We start from the raw sequence: 24764 nt of genomic DNA, 5'->3' as shown, positions 1-24764 counted from the left end.
ACTTCGGGGCGAGGCTCTGCCCGATCAGAAGTTGTAGGTGCCGAAGCGGGTAATGGCGATGGTCACGGCCAGGAGGCCCAGGACGACATTGGCAACGATATTGGGGATTTCTTTTCGCCGGCCGTGCGTGATGGCGGCGCCGATCATGAGCAGGAACAGTCCTGTGGCTGCGGTCGGAACCAGGATGGGGACGATATTCAGCAGGGCTGGAAGGACCAGGCCCAGCGCGCCAAGAATCTCTGCTGTGCCGATGGCCTTGATCGCCGTTTCGGGGAAGTCTTCGACCCATCCTTGGCCGGCGGCGGCAAGTTTTTCCTTGGGCTGGGCCAATTTCATGATGCCCGTGGCAAGAAAGAGCAACGCGAGCAGGGACGCGATGATCCAGAGGAAAATGTTCACGAAGTTTCCTTGAAAAGTAGTTGGAGATTTCCCAAGGTCGCCGCCCGGACCTAGGTCCGTCGCTTTAGTGCCACCTTTCTTCGCCGAACCCCGCTGATGACATGTCAATTTGTAAGTGACGTGTCAATTCTTGTCCCCTTATGATTGACATGTCAATGGAAGGGGCAGTAGATGAGCAATCACCCCCGCGAACACGCACGGCGGAGTCCAAACCGGACAGAACTAGCCGTATGGCGGGAGTACATCGAGACCGCTGGGGCTCTGCAACGGGCCCTGGCCTCGGGACTGCAATCCTCATCAGGAGTCTCCCCGGGCGACTATGGGGTGTTGCTGGCACTCAGCGAGGCGGCTGACCATCGGCTTCGGTCATCCGTCCTGGCCGAGGTCATTGGCTGGGAGCGCAGCCGCCTCTCGCACCACCTGGGCAGGATGGAAGCCCGCGGGCTGATTCGCCGCCGCCGGTCGGATGCGGACAACGGCGGCGCGGCCGTGGAGCTTACCGATGACGGTGCAAGGAAATTCCGAAGCGCGTCCGTCTCACACCTCCGCCTTATCCGTGAACTCTTCATCGACGCACTGACAGCGGCGGAAATCGACAACGCCGGAAAAATTGCAGCCAGCCTCCGCCGGCAGCTGGGTGACGGCGGCTGACGCCGGCACGAAATGTACCCACCGCACCCGGGCACCCGGATGCCTGGCCATCAGGAGCGGCAAGTGCAGACGACTTCTGACATCCCGTGCAGACGACTTCGGAAAATGACATCCACACCCGGAGTTCCGGGATTTCCAGATTCCCGTATGACCCGCCCGCAAAGCTGCCCGGTGAAGGTGCCTTAAACGCTACACTCGGGGGCATACTCATCGGATACGCCCGCGTCTCGACCAACACCCAGGACTTGACCGCGCAGCGGGACGCTCTCTCGGCCGCCGGCGTGGACCCCGATGCGATCTACGTCGATCACGGATCCACCGGCACCCAGCGCGAACGCCCCGGGCTGGGCAAGGCCGTGGCAGCGTGCCGGAAGGGTGACACTCTGGTGGTAACCAAGCTTGATCGTCTGGCCCGTTCGCTGCCGGACGCCAGGGACATCGCTGATGAGCTCACCCGCCAAGGTGTCGCCTTGAATCTCGGCGGCAGCATCTACGATCCCCACGATCCGGTGGGAAAGCTCCTCTTCAACGTGCTGGGGATGGTCGCCGAGTTCGAAGCTGACCTCATCCGCGCCAGAACACGGGAAGGGATGGCCGTAGCGAAGGCGAAGGGCCGTCTCCGGGGGAAGCAACCGAAACTCTCCAAGGCCCAGGGGAAACTCACCTCGTCAGCCTGCATCGGAACGGGGTACACACCACCACAGGCAGCACCGCCGGTCGGCTCTGCTAGCCGCGACGCTCCGGCGATCACCGGGATGAGGCTGAGAAGGATCAGTCCGGCAGGCACGAGCCAGGAGGCCAGGGAGCGCCTGACCGGCTGGATGGTTGGAATGGTAACCGTTGGCATGACTGGTCCTAGCCCTTAATGGGTGTACGGTCTACACCTGCTGGGCGCCGCCGTCGTTCTGGCTGATGAAGCCGGCATCGAGTCACTCAGCATGCGCAGGCTCTCACAGGAACTCGGTGTGGTGCCCATGGCTCTCTACAAACACGTCGCCAGCAAGGAGGAACTCCTTGACGGCATGGTGGATGTCATCGTCGGCGAAATCGGTCCTGCAGTCCACGACCCCGGCTGGAAGGGTGCCGTCCGGGCGAGGGTGCTCTCGGCGCGGCAGGCGTTGCTCCGCCACCCGTGGGCTCGTCACCTGCTGGAATCGCGCACCAGCAGGACGCCGGCAGTCCTCCGGTACATGGATGACATTATCGCGATGTTCCTGGCCGGGGGGTTTACTGTCGATCTCACCCACCACGTCATGCATGCCCTTGGCAGCCGCATGTGGGGGTTTACCCAGGAACTGTTCGACGAACCGGCCACCCACAAATCGGAGGCCGAAGTGCCGCCTGAGGTGCAGGCCGCCTCGTTCCAGGAGATGTCCCAGAGGTACCCGAACATCCTGCAGGTCGCCATGGCGGCCAGGCACGACGACGAATCGGTGGTGGGGCAAGGCTGCGATGACCAGGTTGAGTTCGAATTCGCCCTCGACCTGCTGCTTGACGGCTTTGAACAGCTTCACGGGCGGGACCGGTCATCCAAGCGCGCGAAAGAAGACCGCGGGTAGGTTTTGCCGATATCGGCGCCCGGAAAGCCAGTAATCAGGGTGAACGTTCGCAACTGGTAATCTCCGGCCGTTGCCCGGTGCATTAATCGCGCGGACGATGAACACATGAGCGAAGACAGCAAGACGGGCAGGCGCAGGCGCCTTGGAGCCCTCGCGGCGGCGGTTGCGGTGGCCGGACTCGTTGCCGCGCTTGTCGTGTTCAAACCCTGGCTCCTTTTTGTCGACATCCGCGTCGACGAACAGCTCCCGATCGTCGCCACAGCCGGGCCGGCCGCCTCGTCCCCGGCACCCATGTCCCCGGCACCGTCTTTGCCCGGAACAACCACCCCGCCGGTCCCTGCCGCGCCGGTAGAGCTGGCACGGGGCTCGTTGCTCAGCCACGAACACGCCACCACGGGGACCGTCCGAATCATCAAGCAGCCGGACGGCTCCCGGGTCCTTACCTTGGAGAACCTCGACACATCAAACGGGCCTGATGTGCACGTCTGGTTGAGCGCAGCCGACGTGGTGGAAGGAGCGGGTGGCTGGTACACCGCCGGATCGGCAGAGCGATATGACCTCGGCATGATTAAGGGCAACCAGGGAAACCAGGTCTACGACCTTCCGGCTGACGTTGAACTCTCAAAGTACAGTTCCGTTGATCTGTGGTGTGTCCAGTTCAGCGTCTCGTTCGGCGCGGCCCAACTGGTATCAGGATAACGGGCGCACGCTGGGGAGGGGGTGACATACTGGGGCGTGCATCACTTGCCCTCAGGGACGGCGGAAAAATGGCTCTGGACACGGCAACCCTAAGGATTGCGTTCGGCCTGATGGCCCTGGTGCTTGGGCCGCTATTCTACTTTTCGTCCTACCGCACCACGCGTTCCGCGTACAGCGGCTGGTGGTGTCTTGCCATCGTGTTTTTCCTGGCCGGATCGGCGTGTTTCCTGCTGAACGGCTCGTCCCACCAATTCTGGGCAAACCCGCTCGGGAACGTGCTGCTGGTGCACGGCGGGGTGGCGGTCTGGGCAGGGGCCCGCTCGCTGCGGACGGGTCCACCGCCAAGATGGGCGTTTACAGGCCTCCCGCTGGTCACCCTGGTTGCTTCCGTCTTGGACAATCCCGCCACGAACACGTGGTCCGGGGGGCCGGTGTTCCTGGCCGCCATGAGCATCAGCATCGGTCTCGGATCCAGGGAACTCTGGCGCCTGGAGCCTGGCTATTCCCGCGTCCGGATTCCGATGGCCGCGGCAGCAGCAGGCGTGTCTGTTTTCTACTTCGGACGCCTGGTGGCCTTCCTCCTGGATGGGCCTGAGGGTCCCGTCTTTGACGCGTTCTTTGGCTCCGCGGTCACCACCCTGGTCACGATGGTGATGCTGGTTGTGGTGTCCTTCAGCATGGCCGCGCTCAGCACTGAGCAGCAGACGCGTGCCCTGCGGATGGTAGCCACCCGTGACGACCTCACGGGGCTCCTCAATCGCAAGGCGTTCCTGGATCTCGCCACGGAGCAGCTGGCGGATCCCGCCGTATCGCGGGCGTCCGGCGCGCTCATCCTGGCTGACCTGGACCACTTCAAGGCGGTCAACGATACTTACGGGCACGCTGCAGGAGACCTGGCGCTGCAGGCCTTTGCCGGGGCCTGCCAGGACACTGTCCGTTCAACCGACCTGGCGGGACGGTACGGCGGGGAAGAGTTTGTTCTGCTCCTCCCGGGCGCCTCCGCCGACCGCGCAGAGAGTATCGCCGACGAGGTCAGCCGCCGGCTGGCCCTGGCCTCAGAGGCGGATGGACTGCAGATGCCCACCGTCAGTTATGGCGTTGCAACGTACGACGCCGGCACCGCCGGTTTGGGGGCGCTCATCGCCGCCGCTGATGCAGCCTTGTACACCGCGAAGTCATTGGGACGGAACCGCACCGCCCGCAGTGACAGGATCGGCTAAGGCAGTCAGCGGCACCAGCTCGGGGCGTGGCGCTGTGCTGCCGATCGTCACGGCGGACCCCGTCCGGGCTGATGCGAGCACCGATTCCATGACGTCCAGAACATGGAAAGCCAGCAATCCACCAGCGCGTGGTTCCGCTCCAGCCGGGGTCGCGGCGAGGTCCGCGATGCCGAAGCCCCTGCCGGCGTCCTTGTAGCCGGCCGCAACCGGGATGGTTTCCCAGCCCTCAGCGCCCAGGGCGAAAAGCTCCACCGCGCCGTCGAAGTTGTTGGGATCCGGGACCACCAGGGAGCCTGTTTCACCGTGGATCTCCAGATTGGGGCTCTTGGTGCGGGCGGCGTCGAAGCTCATGACCAACGTGGAGATCGCCCCGGATTCATGGGTGAGGAGTCCGGTCACGTGCGAATCGACGGTCACGGGGATCACGTCGCCGGCCCGTGGGCCGGACCCGATGGTGCGCTGGGTGCGGGTATGGCTGGCGGCGCCCGTTACGGAGACCACCGGGCCGAGGAGCGTGACGAGGGCGCTGACGTAGTACGGGCCCATATCCAGCAGTGGCCCGCCGCCTGGCTGATAGTAGAAATCGGGGTTCGGGTGCCAGAGCTCGTGGCCCGGGGTGGCCATGGTGGCGGAGGCTGAGATGGGCTTGCCGATCAGGCCGTCGTCGATCGCCTTCCGGGCTGTCTGCACTCCGGTGCCCAGCACAGTATCGGGAGCGCAGCCGACGACGACGCCCGCGGCCCGCGCCGCCTCCAGCACTGTCCGTGCTTCGGCAGTGGTAGCGGCCAGCGGCTTTTCGCCGTAGACGCTCTTGCCTGCGGCGATGGCCTTCAGCGCGACGTCGGCATGGGCTGCTGGGATAGTCAGGTTCAGGACCAGATCCACGTCGCCCGCGGCGAGGAGGTCCTCAACACTAAGCGCCCTGACGCCGTCGTAATCCTCAGCTACTGCCTGGGCACGGGACGGGTCAAGGTCCGCCACGGCCACCAGCCGGACGGCCTCCAGTTTCCGGAAGCTGGCCAGGTACTGGGCGATGATCGCGCCGCATCCGATGATTCCTACGTTTAGCGGCTGGCCCACAGCAGGCCCCTTTCGATGATGGTGCGGACGTTGCTGTCCTGAAGGATTTCCACGCGGTGGCCAGGGGTGCAGACGAAGATCCGCCCCTCGCCCCACTGTCTGGTCCAGATGGCCGGTGACGTCACCTCGCGGTGCCACGGATCCCAGTCGTGCACTTTCTGCGTGGTGGTGGCCAGCACGTCGATGTAGTCGTCCGAAAGCACCCAGTACTGTTCGGTGACCAGGTCAAAGTCGCTGATGCCTCGGGTGATGGGGTGGTCTGCGGCCTCCGGGAGCATGTTGACCGTGTAGGGCACGTAGTTGTCTGCCTGTTCTCCGCTGCATTCGTCCGAGTGCTTGCCGGGGTGGCAGGCGAACTGGCCGCCGATCAGGTGCAGATAGTCCGAAGTGTTGCGGTACGAATCGGCGATGCCGCCATGCCAGCCGGCAAGACCAGTGCCGTTTTCGACAGCGGTGCGCAGCCCTTCGAATTCGTCCCGTTCGATGGCGGACATGGTCATGCACTGCACGACCAGGTCCACTCCGGCCATGTAGTCTGCGTCCGCATAGATCTTGGGGGATTCCTCCACCCGCAGGTCATAACCATTTTCTTCGAGGAACGGGATGAAGAGTTCGGTGGCCTCGACAGGCTGGTGCCCGTCCCATCCGCCGCGGACCACCAGTGCGGTCTTCTTGCCTGTCATGGAATTCCTTTGCTTGGCTTGTTATTCGTTCAGACGTCGTGCCAGCGGCTGGCAGAGGCAGCGCTCGCCTCTACAGCGGCCAGCACACGCTGCACCTGAAGGGCATCGGCGAAAGACGGCTCTGGCTGGCGTTGTTCTCCGATCGCGTTCACCAGGTCCACCACCTGGTGGGTGAAGCCGTGTTCGTAGCCGAGGCCGTGGCCAGTGGGCCACCAGTTGCCTACATACGGATGCTCTGGCTCGGTGACCATGATCCGCCGGAAGCCGGCGTCAGGACTTTCGGCGGCGTCGTAGACGGAGAGCACGTTCATGTCTTCAAAGTCGAAGGCCAGCGAACCCTTAGTCCCGTTGACCTCGAGCCGCATGGCGTTCTTGCGGCCCAGCGCATACCGGGTGGCCTCGAATACGCCGATGGCACCGGTAGAAGCAGCACCGGCAGCGGCAGCGCCGCCGTCGAACCTTGCGCTGAAGATGGCAGCGTCATCCACGGTGACCGCTCCACGTGGGGCGTTTCCTGTAGCGTCCCCGTGGCCGCCGAGTCCCACGAGGTTCCCTGCAAGGGGCCGCTCAGGGACGAAGGTTTGCAGGAGTGCGGAGACGCCGCTGATTTTCTGGCCGGTGACCCACTGGGCGGCGTCGATGCTGTGCGCCCCGATGTCTCCGAGGGACCCGGAGCCGGACTTTGACTTGTCCAGCCGCCACGTCATGGGCGCATTTTCGTCGCTGAGCCAGTCCTGCAGGTACTGGGCGCGGACGTGCCGGATGTTTCCCAGGCGGCCCTGCTCCACCATCCGTTTGGCCAGAGCCAGCGCCGGGGTGCGGCGGTAGGTGAAGCCGCACATAGCGAATACGCCCTTCTTCGCTGCCTCTTCCGCCGCCTCTGTCATCCGCTCGGCCTCTGCTACGGAATTCGCCAGGGGCTTCTCGCAGAGCACATGCTTGCCTGCTTCAAGGGCCGCAATGGCAATGTCCGCGTGGGTATCGCCGGGGGTGCAGATATCGATCAGGTCGATGTCGTCCCGTTCAATCAGCCGCCGCCAGTCCGTCTCAGTGGATGACCAGCCCAGTTTGGTGGCGGCCGCCTGGACACCGGTGGCACTGCGGCCGGCCACCGCTGTGAGTTGCGGTTCCATCGGAAGGTCAAAGAACCGCGGCGCCGTACGCCACGCGTGGGTGTGCGCCGCGCCCATGAAGGCGTAGCCGATCATGCCGATGCGCAGGGGTTGTGGGGTGGTCAATTCTTTGTCCTTTGATGCCGAATTCTTCCGAAATATTTCGGGTACCGTATAGTTAGTGGGATAAAATCTAGTGTCCCCATGGTGGTCGGGTCAAGAGTATGCAAGCTAGAATCGGAACGAAATATTTCGAAGACGCAAGGAGTGCGCATGACCGTGCAACAGCAGGCCCGGCTGACGCTGGCCGCCATAGCGCGCGAGGCCGGCGTCTCCGCGCCTACCGTCTCCAAAGTCATCAACGGCCGCCATGATGTCTCGGTGGAGACGCGGGCCAAAGTGCTCGCTGTGCTGGCACGCACAGGCTACAAATCGCCGCTCCAACAGCGCCGGACCCTGGCGGATAAGCCCGCGGTGGAGGTGGCCGTTGATTCACTCGACTCCGCCTACAACATCGCGGTGCTCAACGGCGTCATGGAATGTGCCGTCGAATCGGACATTGAGGTCCTGCTCAACCTCACCGGGATCCAGGGCGCCTCCCCGGTGAATCCGGAACAGCGCGCCCAGCGGATTGTGGACGAAGGCCGCTGCGGCATGATCGTGGTGACGTCCGCGTTCGGTGACGCCCCGCTCGATGCCTTCCACCGCCGGGGCATTCCGGTGGTGGTCATCGATCCGCTCAATCCGCCGTCGGAGGAAGTGGTGAGCATCGGATCAACGGACTGGGCCGGAGGTAAGGACGCAACGACGCACCTCCTGGGGCTGGGACACCGCAGAATCGCCTACCTGGGCGGACCGGACAATGTTGAATGCAACCAGGCCCGGCTGCACGGCTACCTCGCCGCCCTTCGGTCACACGGCGTGTCCGTGGAGGACAACTACATCATCTCCGGACCCTTCCAAACCGATCACGGTGCTCGGGGGCTGGATGCACTGTTGCAGCTTGATCCGCCACCCACGGCGATATTTGCGGGAAACGACACCGTCGCCCTGGGGGTGCTGGCGGAGGCGCGCCGGCGGAATATCCGCATTCCAGAGGACCTGAGCGTGGTGGGCTTTGACGGGACCAGCAAGGCGGAGGAGTCGGTGCCTTCCCTCACTTCGGTCGCACAGCCGCTCCAGGAGATAGGCCGGGCGGCGCTCCGGACTGTCTTGCGCCAGCTGCGCGGCGAGGTCCCCGATTCCCGCCGGGTGGAGCTTGCCACCCACCTGGTGGTCCGGGAATCAACGGCAGCGCCCCGCTAAGCCTCGATCCACCGTGGTGTGCCCTTCGTGATGGCTGAACCGGCGGGATCCTAGGTGCTGGGGATTTGGTGCCTCAGTTCGGCTTTTCGGATCTTTCCGCTGGCTGTTCGTGGCATGTCGCTGACGAATACCACGGACTTCGGGATTTTGTACCGGGCCAGCTTCCCGTTGAGGTGTTCCTGAACCTGGTCTTCGGTGAGTCGCGCGCCGTCACGAAGCAGGATGACGGCACGGGGTACTTCTCCCCACTTGTCATCGGGAATCCCGATGACGGCGACGCTTCCCACGGCCTCGAGTTCGCTGATGGCTTGCTCCACTTCCGCCGGGTAGATGTTTTCGCCTCCGGAGATGATCATGTCCTTGAGGCGGTCGGAGATGAAGACGAACCCGTCCCCGTCCTTGTATCCCATGTCTCCGGACTTGAACCAGCCGTCTTCGGTGTACGAGCCGGCCGAGGCATCCGGCCTGTTCCAGTACTGGGGAATAACGTTGGGGCCCTTGATCTGGATCTCGCCCACGGCTCCCGGCGCTGCAGGGGCACCGTCGAAGTCGGCGATACGCACATCCGTAAAGAAATGCGGAAGCCCGGACGATCCCGCCTTTTCGCCGGACCGGGCAGCAGGAAGAGTGGTGGCCCCAGGTGCGGTCTCGGTCATGCCATAGCCGTTCGAAAAGCGCAGGCCACGCCGCTCGTATGCCTCCAGGACCCGCAGCGGAACTGCCGAGCCTCCACAGGTCAGCTTGTTCAGTGAACTGAGGTCCGTGCCCTCCCACGCCGGGTGCTCGCACAGCATCTGGTAGGTGGTAGGCACCCCGCTGATGGTGGTTGCGTGGTGCTTTTCGATCAGTTCCAGGGTCCGCTGGGCGTCGAATTTGGGTTCCAGGACTACGGTCCCGCCCTTCAGGAGTGTGGGCAGCACACCCATGTCCAGGGACGCCACGTGGAACATCGGCGAGATCATCAGCGCCACATCCGTGGACGCAAAATCGAAGTCCACAATCACGTTCAGGCAGTTCCACACAATGTTGCCGTGGGTCAGCAGCGCTCCCTTGGGCCGCCCCGTGGTGCCCGAGGTGTAGAGGATCATGGCGCCGTCGTCCAGCGCCACGTCCTCATCGAGGAACCGGTCCGAGCCGGCCGCCAGGACTGCCTCGAAGTCCTCCACCGCCGTCGCCCCCTGCTCAGGCGCCGTTTCCGCTTCCCTGAGGCCGGCAGTCCCGGCAGTTCCTTGGGTGGAATCTTCGACGACGATGCGCCAGGCCACCGGCGTGCTGGCAGCACCGCGGGCGGCCAGATCCTCCAGGCTCCGTGAATGGACCAGGGCCACCGCCCCGCAGTCCTGGAGCTGGAACTGGATCTCCGGCGGTGCCAGGCGCGTGTTGAGCGGCACGAAGATCGCCCCGAGGAGTCCGCAGGCGAACAGGGTTTCCAGGAAGGACGGATGGTTCTCGCCGAGGTACGCCACCCTGCCGCCCTTGGCCACCCCACGGTCCCGAAGCCCGTTGGCCAGCCGGATGCTCCGGTCAGCGAGCTCTTCATAGCTCAGTTCCCGTTCCCCGCTGATCAGTGCGGCCTTGTTGCCGGACTTGGGGCGGCGACGCTGCAGCCACGAGCCGATGCCAAAGTTTTCCACGGCGAAATCCTTTCTATTTTGAGGTTAGTCCGTCGTGACGGACCAGGCACGAAGAGTCAGGACTTCACCGTCAGGAGGTCGTTGTTCTTCGGCTCCCGGGTCAGCAGGATGAAGACGATCGACACCACCGACATGACCGCCAGATAGGTGACCACCGAGGCCGTGTCCTGGCCGGAGTCCTTGAAGATCTGGGCCACGATTCCGGGGGTGAAGCCTGCCCCGAGGAGGGTTGCCAGCTGGTAGCCCAAGGAAGCCCCGGTGTAGCGGGACGTAGTGCCGAACTGTTCCGATACGAAGGCCGCCAGCGGTCCGAACAGCGTGGAGTGGATCATCAGCCCTACGGCGAACGCAACGAAGATCAGCATCACGTTGTTGGAGGACAGCAGCGCGAACATCGGGACCAGGTAAATGACGAACAGGACTAGGCCGCCGATCATGACTGGGCGCCGGCCGAGTTTGTCGGACAGCCGTCCGCCCAGGATGACGAAAACGATGGACAGGGCTGACGCCGCGGCGAAGGCGTATAGGACACCCTGCCGGTCCGCACCCTTGGAAACGGCGAAGGTGACTGAGAACGTTGCCATGACCACCTGGAGCGCGAAGCCGGCGGCCCCTGCCAGCATGGTGAAGATCAACGTCTTGGGCCGGCGCAGCACCTGGAGCAGCGGGATGTCCCGCTTACTGGTCAGGCCCTGCTTCAGGGCTTCCTGCTCTGCGAGCTTCCGTTCGGCTTTCTCCTGTTCAAGGGCAGCCTTGAAGATGGGGCTCTCGGAAACCTTCAGTCGGACGAACATGCCCACGCCCAGCAGCACGAACGAGAGCAGGAACGGAACCCGCCACCCCCATGTGAGGAACTGGCCGTTGGGCAGGGCGGAGAACGCGCCCATGATGAGGGTTCCCAGGACTGCGCCGGTAGGCGCGCCGGCGTTGACGAATGATGCCCCAAAGCCGCGCTTCCCCGATTCGGAATGTTCCAGCGCCATCAGCGCGGCGCCGCCCCACTCGCCGCCCACGGCTATGCCCTGGAAAACGCGGAGGATCACCAGCAGCACGGCACCCCACGGGCCGGCCACGGAGGCATCCGGGACCACGCCGATCAGGGTCGAGGCGATGCCCATCATCAGCATGGAAATGATGAGCATGCTCTTACGGCCAACCTTGTCACCGAAGTGGCCGAAGATGATGCCGCCGAGGGGCCGGGCCACATAGCCGGCGGCGAAGGTGCCGTAGGCGGCCACCACGCCCACCCAGTCGTCCATTCCACTGAAGAAGACCTTGGGAAAGACCACAGCCGCAGCGGTGGCGTACAGGAGGAAATCGTAGTACTCGATGGTGCTGCCCAGGTAGCTGGAGGCGATGACCGTGCGTGCTTCTTTGCGACGCTCGGCGGTGCCCATACCTTGAAGCTGGGTGAGTCCGGACATGGTTGGTTGTTCCTTTGAACGGAGAAACAGGGATAGGGGAATTTAGTTGTAGAAGCGGGCGAGGAATTCGGCCACGACGGCGGGGCGTTCCTGGCCTTCGATTTCGATGGTGTTGGCCACCTTGATCTGGGCACCGCCCTTGACCTCGGTGACCTCGGCGATGGTGGCCTGCATGCGGATCCGCGAACCCACCTTTACCGGCGACGTGAAGCGGACCTTGTCCAGGCCGTAGTTGACCTTGGTGGTGACGCCGTCGACGTCGAACAGTTCGCCCCAGAACGGGATGATGAGCGAGAGGGTGAGGAAGCCGTGGGCGATCGGGGCTCCGAACGGGCCGTCCTTGGCGCGTTCCGGGTCCACATGGATCCACTGGTCATCGCCCGTGGCGTCAGCGAATTTGTTGATCTGTTCCTGGGTGATTTCGCGATATTCGGTGGCGCCGAGGTCGGTTCCGGCGAGGGTGAGCAGTTTGTCGAAATCGACGACGAGGTTGGGCATCTGTGCCTCCTGTGGAGATGGGTGGGTAGGGAAACGTCCGACGGCGGCGCCGGACGTGGGCGGATCTGGCGGGTAAGTGGGGTGGTTCAGCGGGCGAAGGCGCTTTCGCCGGTCAGGGCGCGGCCGATGATGAGTGCGTTGATGTCATGGGTGCCTTCGTAGGAGTAGACGGCCTCGGCGTCGGCGTGGAACCTGGCGACGTCTGTCTCGAGCGTGATGCCGTTCCCACCCACCACCTCGCGGGCCAGGGCCACGGTTTCGCGCATGAGCAGGCAGGTCTGCATCTTTGCCAGGGCCGAATCCTGGTCCCGGTAAATGCCCTTGGCCTGCTGTTCTGTCAGCCGGACCACAAGCGACAGTGAGGCGGTGACGTTGCCGAGCATCCTGGCGAGTTTCTCCTGGACCAGCTGAAAGGAGCCCAGGGGACGGCCGAACTGCTTCCGCCCGGTGACGTAACGCAGGGCGGCCTCGAAGGCTCCTGCCTGGATGCCCGTGGCAATCCAGGCGACATCAGAGCGCATGGCCCTCAACATCGCCGCGACGTCCCGGAACGAGTTCACGTTGTGCAGGCGCATGGACTCCGGGACGCGGACGCCTTCGAGCGTGATGTGGGCGTTCTGCATCATCCGCAGGGCAGTCTTGCCGCGGATCTTCTCCAGGGCCACGCCCTCCGCCTCCCGGTCCACGAGGAAGGCCTTCACCTGCCCGTCTTTAACGTCGCGGGCGAATACTGCCAGCACATCCGCCGTGGCGGCTCCGCCGATCCAGCGCTTGGCACCGTCCAGGATCCAGGTGTCTCCGTCCCGCGATACTTCGCGGCGGGCAGTTGTGGACAGCCCACCGGCGATGTCCGAGCCCGACTCCGGCTCCGTCAGGGAGAAGACGCCCTTGAGCGAGAAATCGATGACCCTGGGCATCCACTCGGCCTGCTGCCCGGCGGAGGCGCCCACCCGGATGGCCGTGCGGAAAAGCCCTGCCTGCGCGGTGTACCAGGTGGCCAGCGAAGCGTCTGTGCGGGCGAGTTCGAAAATCCGGAAGCCCTGGTAGATTCCCCGGGCAGTGCCGTTCGCAGTCAGCTCAGCGGGCTCCATCAGATCGAGCCCGATCAGGGGCTTAGCCAGCTGCTCAGGGAACTCGCCGCGCTCCCAGTACTCGGCCAGCAGCGGCAGTGCTTCCCGGTCCAGGAAATCCCGTAGCCGCCCCAGCACCTGGCGCTCATCCCCGGTGAGGAGGGACTCGGCGTCGTAATAGTCACAGACCCCGTAGAGTCTGGTTTGTTCCGCCGGCCCGCTGGCCCTGCCCGGCGCCGCGCCGGCGGGGACCGCCGTCGTCGTTGCCATGTCAGCGACCCAAACCGAGCAGGCGGACGGCGTTGTCCTTGAGGATCTTGGGGCGGACTTCGTCCTTGAGCGGCAGGTCCGCGAAGGCGCCGAGCCACTTTTGCGGGGTGATGAGGGGGAAGTCGGTGCCGAAGAGGACCTTGTCCTGCAGGACCGAGTTGGACAGCCGCACCAGGGATTCCGGGAAGTACTTGGGCGACCAGCCGGAGAGGTCGATGAATACGTTCGCTTTGTGCGTGGCGATCGAGTTGGCCTCGTCCTGCCACGGCACCGAGGGGTGGGCCATGATGATCTGCAGTTCCGGGAAGTCAGCGGCGACGGCGTCCAGCAGCAGCGGGTTGGAGTAGGCCAGTTTGATGCCGTACCCGCCGGGCAGGCCGGCGCCCATGCCGTTCTGTCCCGTGTGGAAGATCGCCGGTAGCCCAAGTTCCTGCAGCGTTTCCCAGAGCGGGTAGAACTGCTCGTTGGACGGATCGAAGCCCTGCAGGGACGGGTGGAACTTGAAGCCGCGGGCGCCCAGGTCGATGGCCTGGTGTTTGGCGCCCTGGATCGCCTCGGCACCGGTGCGCGGATCAACGCTGCCGAACGGGATCAGGACGTCGTTGTTCCGGGCGGCCCCGGCGATCAGGTCCGGGATGCTGTTGGGTTCGTGCTTGAGCTGGGTGCGGGCGTCCACGGTGAACACGACGGCGGCCATGTTCAGTCCGCGGTACACTTCCGCGATGCGGTCCAGCGACGGGGTGCGGTCCTCGGCCTTGAAGTACTTGGCCGAGGCCTCGGTCAGGGCCGCCGGCAGCGACTCGTGGCCGTGGCCGTCCACTTCGAGGTGGACGTGCATGTCGATCGCGTCAAGCCTTGAGGCGTCGACGCCCACTTCGTAACGGGGGGCGGCCACGTCAGCGGACCTGGGCCGGTTCGGGCTGGAGGTCCTCGGGCAGCGGCAGGAATTCCTCGCCGACACCCTGGAGCTTGTCTCCGAAGAGGGTGCCGAAGTTCTCGACGAGGTCCTGGTAGCCCCAGCCGCCTTCGCGGTATTCCGTAGTGGCGGCCTCCGGGTGTGTCCACACCTGCAGCCGGTCACCGCCGGCGCCGATTGCCTGGCCGGTGATGCCGGCAGCGTCGTCGGAGGCGAGGAAGGCCACCAGCCCGGAGACGTCGTCGGCCGTTCCGAACCCGAGTTCATGGCGGAAGAAGGAAGGCATGGCATCACCGCGTTCGTCCGCTTCCACTGCCTTCTGGAAGTACGGCACTGTCTTGGTCATCGCGGTGGCGGCGACCGGGATCACGCTGTTGACGGTGACGCCGGCCTTTTTCATCTCAAGCGCCCAGGTACGCACCATGCCCACGATCCCGGCCTTGGCCGCGGCATAGTTGGTCTGGCCGAAGTTGCCGCGCTGCCCGGTGGGGGAGCCGATGGTGATGATGCGTCCGGGGATGCCATTTTCCTTGAAGTAGCCAAAGGCCTCGCGGACACACGTGAACGTGCCGCGGAGGTGGACGTTAATCACGAGGTCGAAGTCTTCGTCGGTCATCTTCAGCAGGCTCTTGTCCCGCAGGATCCCGGCGTTGGTGACCAGGATGTCCAGTCGACCGAAGGCGTCAACAGCCGCCGCCACCAACTGCCGGGCAACCTCGGTGCTGCCCACGGGGGCAACGACGGCGACGGCGCGCCCGCCGTCGGCTTCAATGGTCCGGACCGCTTCGGAAGCAACATCGGCATCCACGTCATTGACCACGACGGCGGCGCCCTGGCGGGCGAGTTCCCTGGCGTAGGCGAGTCCAAGCCCCCGTCCGCTTCCGGTGACGATCGCTACTTTGCCTGACAGGCTCATCGCTGCTCCTTTGCTAGCCGTCCGTGTGCATCCTGCCGCCCGGCATGGGATGCTGTTCTGTATCCATGAAAATACGGATAGTTGAAAATGTCAACGGTTTATTTTGAGGATTATTGGAGTTTGATATGACGGTCGAGACGCAGGGCGCGGATCAGGCAGCCGCGGGGGACAAGCTGATCACCGCCCCGATCACCAATGACGCGGGTTTTCTGTTGGCCAAACTGCGCGCTACAGGTTCGGTCCTGAACAACAAGGCGCTGGCGGAGTTCGACCTCAAGGAGCGCTCCTATTCAGTGCTGATCCTCGCCAACAGCGGGTTGGAGCCGACACAACGGGAACTGGCGGATTTCCTCAGCCTGGATCCGAGCCAGATTGTCTCCCTGGTTGACGAGTTGGAGAAGCGTGGGCTGGTGGCCAGGGCTGCCGGAAAGCAAGACCGCAGGGCAAAGACCGTTACGGCCACGGCCAAAGGTTCCCGTCTCCTGGCCGAGGCGGCCGAGGCCGCGCACCGGGCGGAGGCTGAGTCGCTGGCCGGACTGGCGGAGGACGAAATCGTCCAGCTCAAGGCGTTGCTCCGGAAGGCCCTCTGGCCCTAGTGCCTTGCGGCTAGCGCCTTGAGGCGTGCTCGGAACCTGGCGGCGGCTCTAGTGGCCGGCGTTGAGCTTGCCCGCAAGGCGGTCGCGCATCTGGATGCTGGCCGAGTTCAGCCCGATCAGCTCAACTGCCCGTCCGTGCCGCCGGTACTTTTCCGTGACGGCATCCAGCACGGCGACAGTGGAGGCGTCCCACAGGTGCGAGGCGTGCAGGTCCACCACCACCCGGCTGATGTCCGGTTCCGCGTCCAGGGCGTATTCGAACTGCGTGTAGAGGTCGTTGGAGGAGGCGAAGAAGAGCTCGCCGTCCACGGTGTAGGTGGCCACGTTCTCGCCGTTCAGCTGCACCACGGTGCGCTCCACAGTGACAAAGTGGGCCACCCGGCGCGCGAACATGGCCATCGCCGCCAGGACTCCCGCGCCCACGCCGATGGCCAGGTTGTGGCTGGCCACCACTACCCCCACGGTGATGAGCATGACGGCGGTTTCGGACCTGGGCATCCGCCTCAGAGTCCGAGGGGCAATGGAATGCCAGTCGAAAGTGATGGCGGAGACGAAGATCATCACTGCCACCAGGGCGGCCATCGGGATGAGGCCCACGACATCGCCCAGTACCACCACCAGCACCAGGAGGAAGACGCCGGCCAGGAAGGTGGATACTCGGCTCCGCGCGCCTGAACCCTTGACGTTGATCATCGTCTGGCCGATCACGGCGCAGCCGCCCATGCCGCCGAAGAAGCCGGTGACGATGTTGGCCACACCCTGGCCCCAGGATTCACGAGTCTTGTTGGAGCGCGTGTCCGTGATGTCGTCCACCAGCTTGGCTGTCAACAGTGATTCCAGCAGCCCCACCAGAGCCATGGACAGCGAGAAAGGTGCCAGGACCTGGAAGGTATCCCAGGTCAGCGGGACGTTCGGGAAGAACAGGGTGGGCAGGCTCTCCGGCAGTTGGCCCTTGTCCTGTACTGTCGGCACGTCCACCCCTGCCAGGACAGCAAACAGGGTGAGCACCACAATGGCCACCAGCGGTGCGGGAACCGCCGTCGTGATTCTTGGCAGCCCCACCACAATGACTAGGCCCACGGCCACCAGCGGATATACCATCCACGGGACACCGATCAGCTCAGGCAGCTGTGCCAGGAACACCAGGATGGCCAGGGCATTGACGAAGCCAACCATCACCGAGCGAGGGATGAAGCGCATCAGCCTGGTGACACCCAGGACGGCCAGCAGGATCTGGAACACCCCGGCCAGGATCACTGCAGCGATGAGGTAGTCCAGTCCGTGACTGCGCATCAGAGGAGCAATCACCAGCGCCACAGCGCCCGTTGCGGCGGAGATCATGGCGGGCCTGCCGCCCACGAAGGAGATCGTGACGGCCATCGTGAAGGAGGCGAACAGGCCGATCCGGGGATCCACTCCCGCGATCACCGAGAAGGCGATGGCCTCCGGAATCAGCGCCAGCGCCACCACCAGTCCTGCAAGGACCTCGGTCTTGAGCCGGCGTGGTGAGCGGAGGGTGGCCCGGACGGACTGGAGCTGCAAGGGCTGCATGGATCCTATTTCTTGGTCTGGCGGTAACGCTCGATTTGTTTCAGCCGCCGCAGGAGGCTGTCGCGCCGCGGGTGCGGAACGGCGTCGGGCGCCTCGGCTGTGAGGTCGATGTGTTTGGGGCCGTACTGCCACAGCAGGAGATCATCCAGCAGGCGGTCCGGGCCGGGGGAGTAGCGGTGATCCAGCGCCTTCCGGACCTCAGTGATCCGGTTGGCGCTGAGCAGGCCGGCCAGCTGGACGGTCTGGTTGAGGCCGTGCGCCGCCATGAGTTCTGCGGCCCAGCCCCAATCATCATCCACTTTACGGTCCACGTGCGGAAGCAGCGTACGCCAGACATCGCGGATCCTGTTGGGCGTGAGCTGGGCAGCGCCCTCACCCTGCATATCCCAGTAGCTGCGGACTTCCTCGTAGCGCTCGTGCAGGTCCGCGAAGGCGCTCTCCACGGTTTCCAGCATGGCGGCGGTGGCGGTGAACTGCCGGTCGAAGTGCGGTGTCCAGGCGCGGGGGTCCTCGGCCTTGAACCGGATGTCATGCTCGATCTCGCTCCACGCGTGTGCGAACACGGTGCGGATTTGGCATTCGAAGAAGTAGCTGCCGTTGGGCTGGACGTCCGGATTGAAGACCTGCTGGTACTCCTTGACGGCCTCGTTCTGGATGGTCCGCAGAATGAGGTGGCGGCTGGAGTAGCCATAGGTGCCGGACTCAATGGAACCGATGTCCTTCTCCCGGTCCCCGCGGCAGTCGAAGACCTGGCGCTGGCGCTTGATGAGGTTGGCCACCGACGCGTTCTCGGCGGGCAGCTTGGTGATGACGCGGACGCCCACCATGTCATTGAGTGTGCGGAACGGGTCAGGAAACTTCAGCGCCGGGGGCCCGCCAGGCTCCAGCGGCTCCTCGATGCGGGAGATCTTTTCGCGGAACGACTCCACTGACTTGGTGCGGCCGGTGACAAACAGCGGAGTGACCTCGGTGTCCTTGAGCATGTCGCGGAGGATATGGAGAACGTCCTTGGTGACCAGCTTCAGGGCAGGCCGGACCCGCTCGTAGAGCTCCACGTTCTCCTGCACGGAATCCCGGAGGCTGACATCCAGGCTGTCCCAGTTACTCGGCATGGTCCCAGCTTACGGTGGAGGTCCGACCTTACGGTGGGGGCCCGACGCCAGCCGGCGCCTACCTGACGCCGAGGAAGTCCTCGAGCAGCACCACTTCCAGGCCAGCCGCCAACTGGGCCTGGCGGAAGGCCGCCAGGTCGGCTGCGAATTCAGGGCGGAAGTGCATCAGGACAATGTCGCCAGGGCGCAGCGCATTGCCGTACTGATAGTCCATCTTCCCGGCGTTGGCCTTCGCCTCCCACGTGATGATGGCCTTCAGGCCGGCGTCGGCCACCGCTTTTCTCATCACGTTGGAGTAGGCGCCACCCGGCGGACGGAACAGGGCGGGCAACCTCCCATAGTGGTCCCTGGCGAAGTCCTGCATGCCGTTAATTTCGGCGAGCTGCTGCGCGTAGCCCAGCTTTTGCACCATGTTGATGTTGTGGCTGATGGTGTGGTTTTCGATCAGGCTTCCCTGCGCCTGGAACTGCTTGAAGAAAGCCGGGTTGTCCTTGACGAAAGTCTGCGCCAGGAAAATCGTCACAGGGTAGTCATATTGGGACATGAGGGCGGCCATCTCCGGATTCTTGGTGTCACCGTCATCAATGGTGAGAAAGACTACCGGGTGCTTGGTCAGGATCCGGGTGACCACCGGTGCGAGCCCATTGACCACGGGCGGAAGGCCAACGTCCGGGATGAAGCTCTTCCGGATTCGCTTCGTGGCAGCCGGAGCCGGCGGCGTGGTAGGGGCCCCTGCATCCGCCAGCGCCGCCGGAGTTGAATCCGTGGCAGCCGGGTCGGGTGTGGTCCCGGCAGGCCCGGGATCCGATGTGCCGTCGGAGCAGGCGCCCAGCCCCGCCAGCAGTGATGCCGTCAGTGCCGAAAGAGCGATGCGCCGGCTGACGGCGGCGGGATTGAGGGTGGCGGGCCCTTGGCACATGCACATTCCTGGTTCTGTTAGGTTCTCGGAGAAGTAGTTCCAATCGAACAGTAATGTACGCCTGGCCAGGAGGGGTTCAGTGGCCCTTCATGGTGTTCACGGGGGCGGGCGGGAGAGTTGGCCGCGGATGGTTTCACGGTGAGGCCAGTCAGCAGCCCGGATATGTAGCCGGGGGTGAAGGCGTCACCGGCACCTCCCTGTAGGCTCGGGGCAGGGCTGGACGTTCGGCGTCGGGCATTGTCCCGGACAGTGGCCGGCAGCGGCGCCACAGCGGCAGGTGCCTCAAGGAGGATGCAGTGAAGCGGCACAAGTATCAGTATGGCGGGGATTCCAGCCAGTGGGGTGAGCTGTTCCTGCCCGAGCTGCGGGAAGGCGAGGCACACCGCGGCGTGGTAGTGGTGATCCACGGAGGCTATTGGCGCTCGCAGTACGGCGCAGAGCTGGGCGAGCCACTTGCCAGGGACCTTGCCGCGCACGGGATGGCCGCATGGAACCTGGAGTACCGCCGCGCGGGCAACGGCGGCGGCTGGCCACATACCTTTGAAGATGTGCTGGCGGGAATTGACAAGCTCAGGGACATCGCCGGCGCCCATGGCCTCGAACTGGGCTCTGTGGTGGCACTGGGGCATTCAGCCGGTGGGCATTTGGCTACCTGGGCCGCCGGCAGGAGCAAGCTTTCGCAGCTGGGCCTGGCGGACGCGGACCGCCAGATCGCGCGGAATACCGGGGCCGATGCTGTCCTCCTGACCGGGGTCGTGAGCCAGTCGGGTCTGCTCAACCTTGCCGCCGCGGAGAAGCAGGACCTCAGCAGCGGTGCCGTGAGCAACCTGCTGGGCGGATCATCGTCGAAATATCCGCTGCGACACAAGTACGCGGACCCCATGTCCGCCCTCCCACTCGACCTTCCCGTCCACGCGGTCCATGCCATGGGGGACGGGGACGTTCCACTGAGCCAGTCGGAGGCCTATGTGGCTGCCGGACGGAGGGCCCAGTCGCCGCCGCAATTGACTAAGGTGCCGGGCGACCACTACGCGCTCATCGATCCCAGATCCGCCGCGTACAAGAAGTGCCGCGAGCTGGTTCAGGGGCTCCTGGGCCAACCAACACGGATGTCCGGGGCCCGCTTCTCTGGCAGAGTATGAGCATGCTTACCGTTATCGGCGAGGGCCTGGTTGACGTTGTCCAGCGGGCCTCAGGAATTGAAGCCCATGTGGGGGGTAGTCCCCTGAACGTCGCCGTGGGCCTGGCCCGCCTTGACCATCCGGTACAGTTCATCGGCCGTTACGGCCGCGACGCCTATGGGGACGCCCTTGCGGCACATCTCCGTTCCAGTTCCGTGATGCTTCCGCTGGGCCCGGACGGTCTTCCCACCAGCGTTGCCACCGCCCTGATCGACGACGACGGCGCCGCGACCTACACGTTCGACCTCGCCTGGGAGCTTCCCGGCTTGGCGGACCGCCTGGCCTTTATGCTGCAGGGAACCACCCTGCTGCACACCGGTTCCATCGCCACAATGCTGGCGCCCGGTGCCGCTGACGTGCTGGCCGCCGTCGAGCAGGCCCACCCCTCGGCGACGATCAGCTTTGACCCCAACTGCCGTCCCAGCATCATTACGGATGTGGACTATGCGCGGCGGCAGGCGGAGAAGTTCGTCACCCTGGCGGATGTGGTCAAGGCCTCCGATGAGGACCTCGAGTGGCTTTACCCTGGGGAGGACGCGCTGGATGCGGCCCGCCGCTGGCTGAAACTGGGAGGATCTGAGGGGCCAGCCATGGTGGTGGTCACGCGCGGGGCGTCCGGTCCATGGGGCATTACCGCCGCCGGCGAGGCCGAGTGCGTAGCTACCCGCGTGGACGTGGCGGACACGGTGGGGGCGGGCGATTCCTTTATGGCCGCACTGCTCTCCGGGGTTGTGGACCGCGGCCTGGATGGTGCCCAGAACCGCAAGGACCTCCGCGAGCTTTCGGCGGAGGGACTGGTGGAACTCCTGGTCCACGCGTCCCGGGCCGCCGCCGTCACCGTTTCCCGACCGGGCGCAAACCCGCCCACACGCGCAGAACTGAATGCTGTACCTGGCCAATGATCCTGCGGCACGGTCCTGGGGGTGTTCTCTCGCACCTTCCGCCGGATCGCCGTATTGTGGCTGCACAAGCAGGGGCCCGGCGGCCAAAGGAACAAGGTGTAGTGGCCGCCTGATCCGAAGGGAGGCTCAGTGGAGCAGTTGACAGCAGAATTCGGCGGTTCAGGCCGCGTCGGCACCGGCGTCGGCCCCGTCCTTGAAAAGTTCGACGGCGTCTCCCGGATTGTTGTCCTGCGCGGCGGCGGCCTGGGAGACCTGATTTTCGCCATCCCAGCCATGGCCGCCCTCAAGGCTGCGTACCCCGGGGCAACAGTCACCTTGCTTGGGACACCTGTGCACAAGGCGCTCATTGAAGCGACGAAAGGCCCTGTCGACGAGGTGCGGGTCCTGCCCTTCTCCGAGGGGGTGCGCCCGGGCGATGAGGACCCGGATGAGCTGGACCGTTTTTTCGCCGAGATGCGGGAGCAACGCTTCGACCTGGCGGTCCAGCTGCACGGGGGAGGGCGCTACTCGAACCCGTTCCTGCTGCGCCTCGGAGCCAGCCACACGGTGGGTACGCGCACGGCGGATGCAGCCAGCCTGGAGCGGACGGTTCCTTATCTTTACTATCAGCATGAGCCCCTGCGGGCGTTGGAAGTGGCAGGATTTGCGGGCGCGTTCCCGGTGGATCTGGAAGCGAGGCTGGCGCCGGCAGAAGACTCCGCCGCATTGCCCCCCGGCCTCGGGGATACAAACGCCCAGCCGCTGGTAGTGCTGCATCCAGGCGCCACCGATCCGCGCCGCCGTTGGCCGACGGACCGGTTTGCAGAACTGGCGCTGGCCTGTGCCACGGACGGCTGCCAGGTGGTGGTGGTTGGTGACAGGAGCGAAAAGCAGCTGGCCGAGCGGATTGTAAATCTCGCAGGGCCTGGGTCCATCCGCTCCCTGGCTGGGGACCTGGACTTGGCGGGCCTCGTGGCACTGCTTTCCCGCAGTGCAGTGGTGGCTGGCAACGACAGCGGTCCCCGGCATCTCGCCCAGGCCCTCGGTCTTCCCACCGTCGGCATCTTCTGGGCCGGAAACATCATCAGCGCGGGAGCTTTGGGCCGGAGCCTTCACCGTGTGCACGCGTCCTGGGTGGCCACCTGCCCGACGTGCGGGATAGACATCACGCAGGTTGGCTGGACGGCGCCGCGGTGTTCCCACGACGACTCACTAGTGGCCGAGGTCGGCGTGCGGGAAGTCCACGAGGACGTTCGCAGCCTGATAGCAACTGCTCGCTTTCCGGAGGGCATCCAGCTTCGGGCGGGAAGGCAGGCGGATTGGAAGAAATGACCGTCCAGGACGGGAAACCGGAACTGCTGGTGCTGCGGGCGCTCAAACTCGGTGACCTGCTCGTAGCGGTACCGGCGCTGCACGCCCTCCGCCGCGCCTACCCCGGGCACAGGCTGCGATACGCGGCGCAGGCGTGGCTCACGGAAGCACTCAGCCTTGTGGGAGGTTATGAACTGCTGCCTACCCATGGGCTGGACGAACCGTTGGCGGTGAAGCCCGGCCTGGTGGATGTGGCCGTGAACCTCCACGGCAGTGGGCCGGAGAGCCAGGACAGGATCGAGGCCCTGCGCGCCCGCCAGACCATCGGCCACCGCAGCCGGTACCGTGACGGGCCATGCTGGCGGCCAGAACTGCATGAGCGGGAAAGATGGGCGCGGCTCCTGGAATGGCACGGAATCGAAGCGGATCCGCAGGACTACCGGCTCAGCGTTCCTCCCATGGCCAGCCCCGCACCGGCGTCCACTGTGCTGCATGTCGGCGCCGCCTACGGGAGCCGGCTCTGGCCCGTGGAACGTTTCGCCGCCCTCGCCGCGCACCTTGCGGGGTCAGGCCACGATGTCATTTTCACCGGTGGGGCAAGTGAACGTGAGCGTGCCCTCGACGTGTGCCGTCGTGCAGGGCTGCCCGAGACAACTGTCCTGGCGGGAAACCTGAGCCTCGGCGAATTTGCGGCAACCATCGCCGCAGCACGGCTCGTCATCTCGGCGGATACAGGTGCAGCGCACCTGGCCACAGCCTACGGCACGCCCTCAGTCGTCCTCTTCGGACCCGCACCACCCGAAATCTGGGGGCCGCCGCCGGGCCCGCACCTGGTGCTGACCCGCGCCGAACTGCGCCGCGGTGACACTTTTGCCCAAGATCCCGATCCGGCACTCCTGGCCGTTTCGGTCTACGACGTTTTTGCGGCTGTCCGGGAACTAGGCCTTCTCTGAGCTGGCGGCCTCAATGGCAGCGCGCTTCTGTTAGGTCCGTTCCTGGCGCAGGTCCACGCCTGTTCTGGCGCGCACGAAGGACGTCCAGTCGGTATGCCTGATCCAGTCCTTGGTGTCCATGAAGTGCAGCGTCCAGGCGAGTACCCGGGACGGAACTGCTATCTCGGCCACGTCGATGCTGTAACTCATGCTGCCCGAGTCCGGGTCGCAGGCGCTGTGGTACACCCGCCACTGGACCTTTTGGGGCTGCCCTGTCGTATCCGGGGTGAGCCCGGGTCCGCCCGCTCCGGACGGGTCCGGATGGATCTCCCGCTCCTGCCGCGCGCGTTCGGCCAGATTAACGGCCGGCATGTCAACGGAAAGGTAGCCTTGCGAACCTGCAATATCCCCGCCACACTTATCGCACTGCCATTGCACGATCTGGTCATTTGTCATAGCGATTCCCCCTGGACAGCTGTGCATCACACAATACAGTTGGAGCCGGTCGACGTCGACGCCCAGCGTTCTCCCAGGAAAACTGCCTATGCGGATGATCGGGCTCTCGCACCTGCTCGTCGAGCGCTACTCCTTGCCCAGACCGGCAGCTGACGTCTTGTCCCCGGTGACTTCGTTGAGGGCTGTCAGGTCGAAGATTCCGTTGATGTCGGCCTGCTTGGTGGTACCGGCGGTTACGCCGTCCTGCAGGAGCTTCTTGTATGTACCCGCCAGCGGATCCACCGTGAACACGATGTTCTGCAGCGACCGCTGGATCACGTCGGGACTGAGTTCGGCACCGGCAGCGGTCTTGAGGGCGGCGTTGATCACGTTTGCCTTGTCGTCAGCCG

The 24764-nt window shown here is 64.8% G+C and carries 24 protein-coding genes and 2 pseudogenes; 11 read left to right on the top strand and 15 right to left on the bottom strand.

Annotated features, from left to right (window positions below):
- Nucleotides 1-24: 24 nt before the first annotated feature.
- Nucleotides 25-399 (bottom strand): DoxX family protein, encoded by a 375-nt coding sequence (locus J7E83_RS18655; protein ID WP_214965166.1) that lies wholly within the window; start codon nt 397-399, stop codon nt 25-27.
- 171 nt (nt 400-570) lie between these two features.
- Between J7E83_RS18655 and J7E83_RS18650 the strand changes: the two genes are divergently transcribed.
- The 5 genes and pseudogenes from J7E83_RS18650 (at nt 571) to J7E83_RS18630 (ending at nt 4528) form a co-directional block, all read left to right on the top strand.
- The gene (locus tag J7E83_RS18650; protein WP_214965164.1) at nt 571-1050 is read left to right on the top strand and encodes a MarR family winged helix-turn-helix transcriptional regulator; all 480 of its coding nucleotides are present in this window, start codon (nt 571-573) and stop codon (nt 1048-1050) included.
- Nucleotides 1051-1214: 164 nt separating this feature from the next.
- Nucleotides 1215-1750, top strand: a pseudogene (locus J7E83_RS18645) (recombinase family protein); the annotation flags it as partial.
- A 169-nt stretch (nt 1751-1919) separates the two neighbouring features.
- Nucleotides 1920-2609: a TetR/AcrR family transcriptional regulator C-terminal domain-containing protein gene (locus J7E83_RS18640; protein WP_311379788.1), complete on the top strand. Its 690-nt coding sequence runs from the start codon at nt 1920-1922 to the stop codon at nt 2607-2609.
- 105 nt (nt 2610-2714) lie between these two features.
- Nucleotides 2715-3308, top strand: coding sequence for a DM13 domain-containing protein (locus J7E83_RS18635; protein ID WP_214965162.1), 594 nt, complete (start codon nt 2715-2717; stop codon nt 3306-3308).
- Nucleotides 3309-3376: 68 nt separating this feature from the next.
- The gene (locus tag J7E83_RS18630) at nt 3377-4528 is read left to right on the top strand and encodes a GGDEF domain-containing protein (protein WP_214965160.1); all 1152 of its coding nucleotides are present in this window, start codon (nt 3377-3379) and stop codon (nt 4526-4528) included.
- On the opposite strand, the gene J7E83_RS18625 is transcribed toward J7E83_RS18630, so the two are convergent.
- The 3 genes from J7E83_RS18625 to J7E83_RS18615 are packed head-to-tail and all read right to left on the bottom strand — an operon-like array spanning nt 4484 to nt 7529.
- On the bottom strand, nt 4484-5608 hold the full coding sequence (locus tag J7E83_RS18625) for a Gfo/Idh/MocA family protein (protein ID WP_214965158.1): 1125 nt from the start codon (nt 5606-5608) through the stop codon (nt 4484-4486). The genes J7E83_RS18630 and J7E83_RS18625 overlap by 45 nt on opposite strands.
- Nucleotides 5593-6291 (bottom strand): ThuA domain-containing protein, encoded by a 699-nt coding sequence (locus J7E83_RS18620; protein WP_214965156.1) that lies wholly within the window; start codon nt 6289-6291, stop codon nt 5593-5595. Before J7E83_RS18620 ends, J7E83_RS18625 begins: the two co-directional genes overlap by 16 nt.
- A gap of 29 nt (nt 6292-6320) precedes the next feature.
- The gene (locus tag J7E83_RS18615; protein WP_214965154.1) at nt 6321-7529 is read right to left on the bottom strand and encodes a Gfo/Idh/MocA family protein; all 1209 of its coding nucleotides are present in this window, start codon (nt 7527-7529) and stop codon (nt 6321-6323) included.
- Between the two features lie 147 nt (nt 7530-7676).
- Here J7E83_RS18615 and J7E83_RS18610 point away from each other — a divergent pair, with 147 nt between their 5' ends.
- Entirely contained in the window at nt 7677-8708 is a 1032-nt protein-coding gene (locus tag J7E83_RS18610) for a LacI family DNA-binding transcriptional regulator (RefSeq protein WP_214965152.1), read from the top strand.
- A gap of 50 nt (nt 8709-8758) precedes the next feature.
- On the opposite strand, the gene J7E83_RS18605 is transcribed toward J7E83_RS18610, so the two are convergent.
- The 6 genes from J7E83_RS18605 to J7E83_RS18580 all read right to left on the bottom strand — a co-directional run bounded on the left by J7E83_RS18605 (nt 8759) and on the right by J7E83_RS18580 (nt 15436).
- Nucleotides 8759-10342, bottom strand: a complete 1584-nt coding sequence (locus J7E83_RS18605; protein ID WP_214965146.1) for a long-chain fatty acid--CoA ligase — start codon at nt 10340-10342, stop codon at nt 8759-8761.
- 56 nt (nt 10343-10398) lie between these two features.
- Complete coding sequence (locus J7E83_RS18600; protein WP_214965144.1) at nt 10399-11766, bottom strand: MFS transporter; 1368 nt, start codon at nt 11764-11766, stop codon at nt 10399-10401.
- A 42-nt stretch (nt 11767-11808) separates the two neighbouring features.
- A complete protein-coding gene (locus J7E83_RS18595; RefSeq protein WP_214965143.1) occupies nt 11809-12264 on the bottom strand; it encodes a MaoC family dehydratase in 456 nt (151 codons plus the stop codon).
- Between the two features lie 86 nt (nt 12265-12350).
- Entirely contained in the window at nt 12351-13604 is a 1254-nt protein-coding gene (locus J7E83_RS18590) for an acyl-CoA dehydrogenase family protein (RefSeq protein WP_214965141.1), read from the bottom strand.
- 1 nt (nt 13605) lies between these two features.
- Complete coding sequence (locus J7E83_RS18585) at nt 13606-14442, bottom strand: amidohydrolase family protein (protein WP_214965244.1); 837 nt, start codon at nt 14440-14442, stop codon at nt 13606-13608.
- Between the two features lie 58 nt (nt 14443-14500).
- Nucleotides 14501-15436: an SDR family NAD(P)-dependent oxidoreductase gene (locus J7E83_RS18580; RefSeq protein ID WP_214965139.1), complete on the bottom strand. Its 936-nt coding sequence runs from the start codon at nt 15434-15436 to the stop codon at nt 14501-14503.
- 125 nt (nt 15437-15561) lie between these two features.
- Between J7E83_RS18580 and J7E83_RS18575 the strand changes: the two genes are divergently transcribed.
- Nucleotides 15562-16032, top strand: a complete 471-nt coding sequence (locus J7E83_RS18575) for a MarR family winged helix-turn-helix transcriptional regulator (RefSeq protein ID WP_214965137.1) — start codon at nt 15562-15564, stop codon at nt 16030-16032.
- A gap of 48 nt (nt 16033-16080) precedes the next feature.
- On the opposite strand, the gene J7E83_RS18570 is transcribed toward J7E83_RS18575, so the two are convergent.
- From J7E83_RS18570 to J7E83_RS18560, 3 genes are read right to left on the bottom strand one after another with little or no spacing between them, the layout of a single operon-like run.
- Entirely contained in the window at nt 16081-17583 is a 1503-nt protein-coding gene (locus J7E83_RS18570) for a SulP family inorganic anion transporter (RefSeq protein ID WP_214965136.1), read from the bottom strand.
- A gap of 5 nt (nt 17584-17588) precedes the next feature.
- Entirely contained in the window at nt 17589-18695 is a 1107-nt protein-coding gene (locus tag J7E83_RS18565; RefSeq protein ID WP_214965134.1) for a GTP pyrophosphokinase family protein, read from the bottom strand.
- 58 nt (nt 18696-18753) lie between these two features.
- Complete coding sequence (locus J7E83_RS18560) at nt 18754-19614, bottom strand: polysaccharide deacetylase family protein (protein WP_214965132.1); 861 nt, start codon at nt 19612-19614, stop codon at nt 18754-18756.
- Nucleotides 19615-19910: 296 nt separating this feature from the next.
- Between J7E83_RS18560 and J7E83_RS18555 the strand changes: the two genes are divergently transcribed.
- The 4 genes from J7E83_RS18555 to J7E83_RS18540 all read left to right on the top strand — a co-directional run bounded on the left by J7E83_RS18555 (nt 19911) and on the right by J7E83_RS18540 (nt 23940).
- On the top strand, nt 19911-20756 hold the full coding sequence (locus J7E83_RS18555; RefSeq protein ID WP_214965131.1) for an alpha/beta hydrolase: 846 nt from the start codon (nt 19911-19913) through the stop codon (nt 20754-20756).
- A gap of 2 nt (nt 20757-20758) precedes the next feature.
- Nucleotides 20759-21697 (top strand): carbohydrate kinase, encoded by a 939-nt coding sequence (locus J7E83_RS18550; RefSeq protein ID WP_214965129.1) that lies wholly within the window; start codon nt 20759-20761, stop codon nt 21695-21697.
- Nucleotides 21698-21826: 129 nt separating this feature from the next.
- Nucleotides 21827-23008: a glycosyltransferase family 9 protein gene (locus J7E83_RS18545; RefSeq protein ID WP_214965127.1), complete on the top strand. Its 1182-nt coding sequence runs from the start codon at nt 21827-21829 to the stop codon at nt 23006-23008.
- Nucleotides 23005-23940, top strand: a complete 936-nt coding sequence (locus J7E83_RS18540; RefSeq protein ID WP_214965242.1) for a glycosyltransferase family 9 protein — start codon at nt 23005-23007, stop codon at nt 23938-23940. Before J7E83_RS18545 ends, J7E83_RS18540 begins: the two co-directional genes overlap by 4 nt.
- A gap of 30 nt (nt 23941-23970) precedes the next feature.
- Here the strand turns inward: J7E83_RS18540 and J7E83_RS18535 are convergent, their stop codons facing one another.
- Both J7E83_RS18535 and J7E83_RS18530 read right to left on the bottom strand, forming a co-directional pair.
- Nucleotides 23971-24375, bottom strand: a complete 405-nt coding sequence (locus tag J7E83_RS18535; RefSeq protein ID WP_214965125.1) for a hypothetical protein — start codon at nt 24373-24375, stop codon at nt 23971-23973.
- 126 nt (nt 24376-24501) lie between these two features.
- A pseudogene (locus J7E83_RS18530) lies at nt 24502-24764 on the bottom strand (sulfonate ABC transporter substrate-binding protein); the annotation flags it as partial.

The sequence above is a fragment of the Arthrobacter sp. ISL-48 genome (genome assembly GCF_018613805.1).
Classification (GTDB): domain Bacteria; phylum Actinomycetota; class Actinomycetes; order Actinomycetales; family Micrococcaceae; genus Arthrobacter.
Note: the sequence above shows the minus strand (reverse complement) of the source record. Positions and strands in the feature narration are given on the sequence as shown.

Bases quoted from the DNA above. Each gene is read 5' to 3' on its own strand.
- J7E83_RS18650 (WP_214965164.1), top strand. From the start codon at position 571: ATGAGCAATCACCCCCGCGAACACGCACGGCGGAGTCCAAACCGGACA.
- J7E83_RS18635 (WP_214965162.1), top strand. From the start codon at position 2,715: ATGAGCGAAGACAGCAAGACGGGCAGGCGCAGGCGCCTTGGAGCCCTC.
- J7E83_RS18630 (WP_214965160.1), top strand. From the start codon at position 3,377: ATGGCTCTGGACACGGCAACCCTAAGGATTGCGTTCGGCCTGATGGCC.
- J7E83_RS18620 (WP_214965156.1), bottom strand. From the start codon at position 6,291: ATGACAGGCAAGAAGACCGCACTGGTGGTCCGCGGCGGATGGGACGGG.
- J7E83_RS18610 (WP_214965152.1), top strand. From the start codon at position 7,677: ATGACCGTGCAACAGCAGGCCCGGCTGACGCTGGCCGCCATAGCGCGC.
- J7E83_RS18600 (WP_214965144.1), bottom strand. From the start codon at position 11,766: ATGTCCGGACTCACCCAGCTTCAAGGTATGGGCACCGCCGAGCGTCGC.
- J7E83_RS18595 (WP_214965143.1), bottom strand. From the start codon at position 12,264: ATGCCCAACCTCGTCGTCGATTTCGACAAACTGCTCACCCTCGCCGGA.
- J7E83_RS18590 (WP_214965141.1), bottom strand. From the start codon at position 13,604: ATGGCAACGACGACGGCGGTCCCCGCCGGCGCGGCGCCGGGCAGGGCC.
- J7E83_RS18585 (WP_214965244.1), bottom strand. From the start codon at position 14,442: ATGCACGTCCACCTCGAAGTGGACGGCCACGGCCACGAGTCGCTGCCG.
- J7E83_RS18580 (WP_214965139.1), bottom strand. From the start codon at position 15,436: ATGAGCCTGTCAGGCAAAGTAGCGATCGTCACCGGAAGCGGACGGGGG.
- J7E83_RS18575 (WP_214965137.1), top strand. From the start codon at position 15,562: ATGACGGTCGAGACGCAGGGCGCGGATCAGGCAGCCGCGGGGGACAAG.
- J7E83_RS18570 (WP_214965136.1), bottom strand. From the start codon at position 17,583: ATGCAGCCCTTGCAGCTCCAGTCCGTCCGGGCCACCCTCCGCTCACCA.
- J7E83_RS18565 (WP_214965134.1), bottom strand. From the start codon at position 18,695: ATGCCGAGTAACTGGGACAGCCTGGATGTCAGCCTCCGGGATTCCGTG.
- J7E83_RS18560 (WP_214965132.1), bottom strand. From the start codon at position 19,614: ATGTGCCAAGGGCCCGCCACCCTCAATCCCGCCGCCGTCAGCCGGCGC.
- J7E83_RS18550 (WP_214965129.1), top strand. From the start codon at position 20,759: ATGCTTACCGTTATCGGCGAGGGCCTGGTTGACGTTGTCCAGCGGGCC.
- J7E83_RS18540 (WP_214965242.1), top strand. From the start codon at position 23,005: ATGACCGTCCAGGACGGGAAACCGGAACTGCTGGTGCTGCGGGCGCTC.
- J7E83_RS18535 (WP_214965125.1), bottom strand. From the start codon at position 24,375: ATGACAAATGACCAGATCGTGCAATGGCAGTGCGATAAGTGTGGCGGG.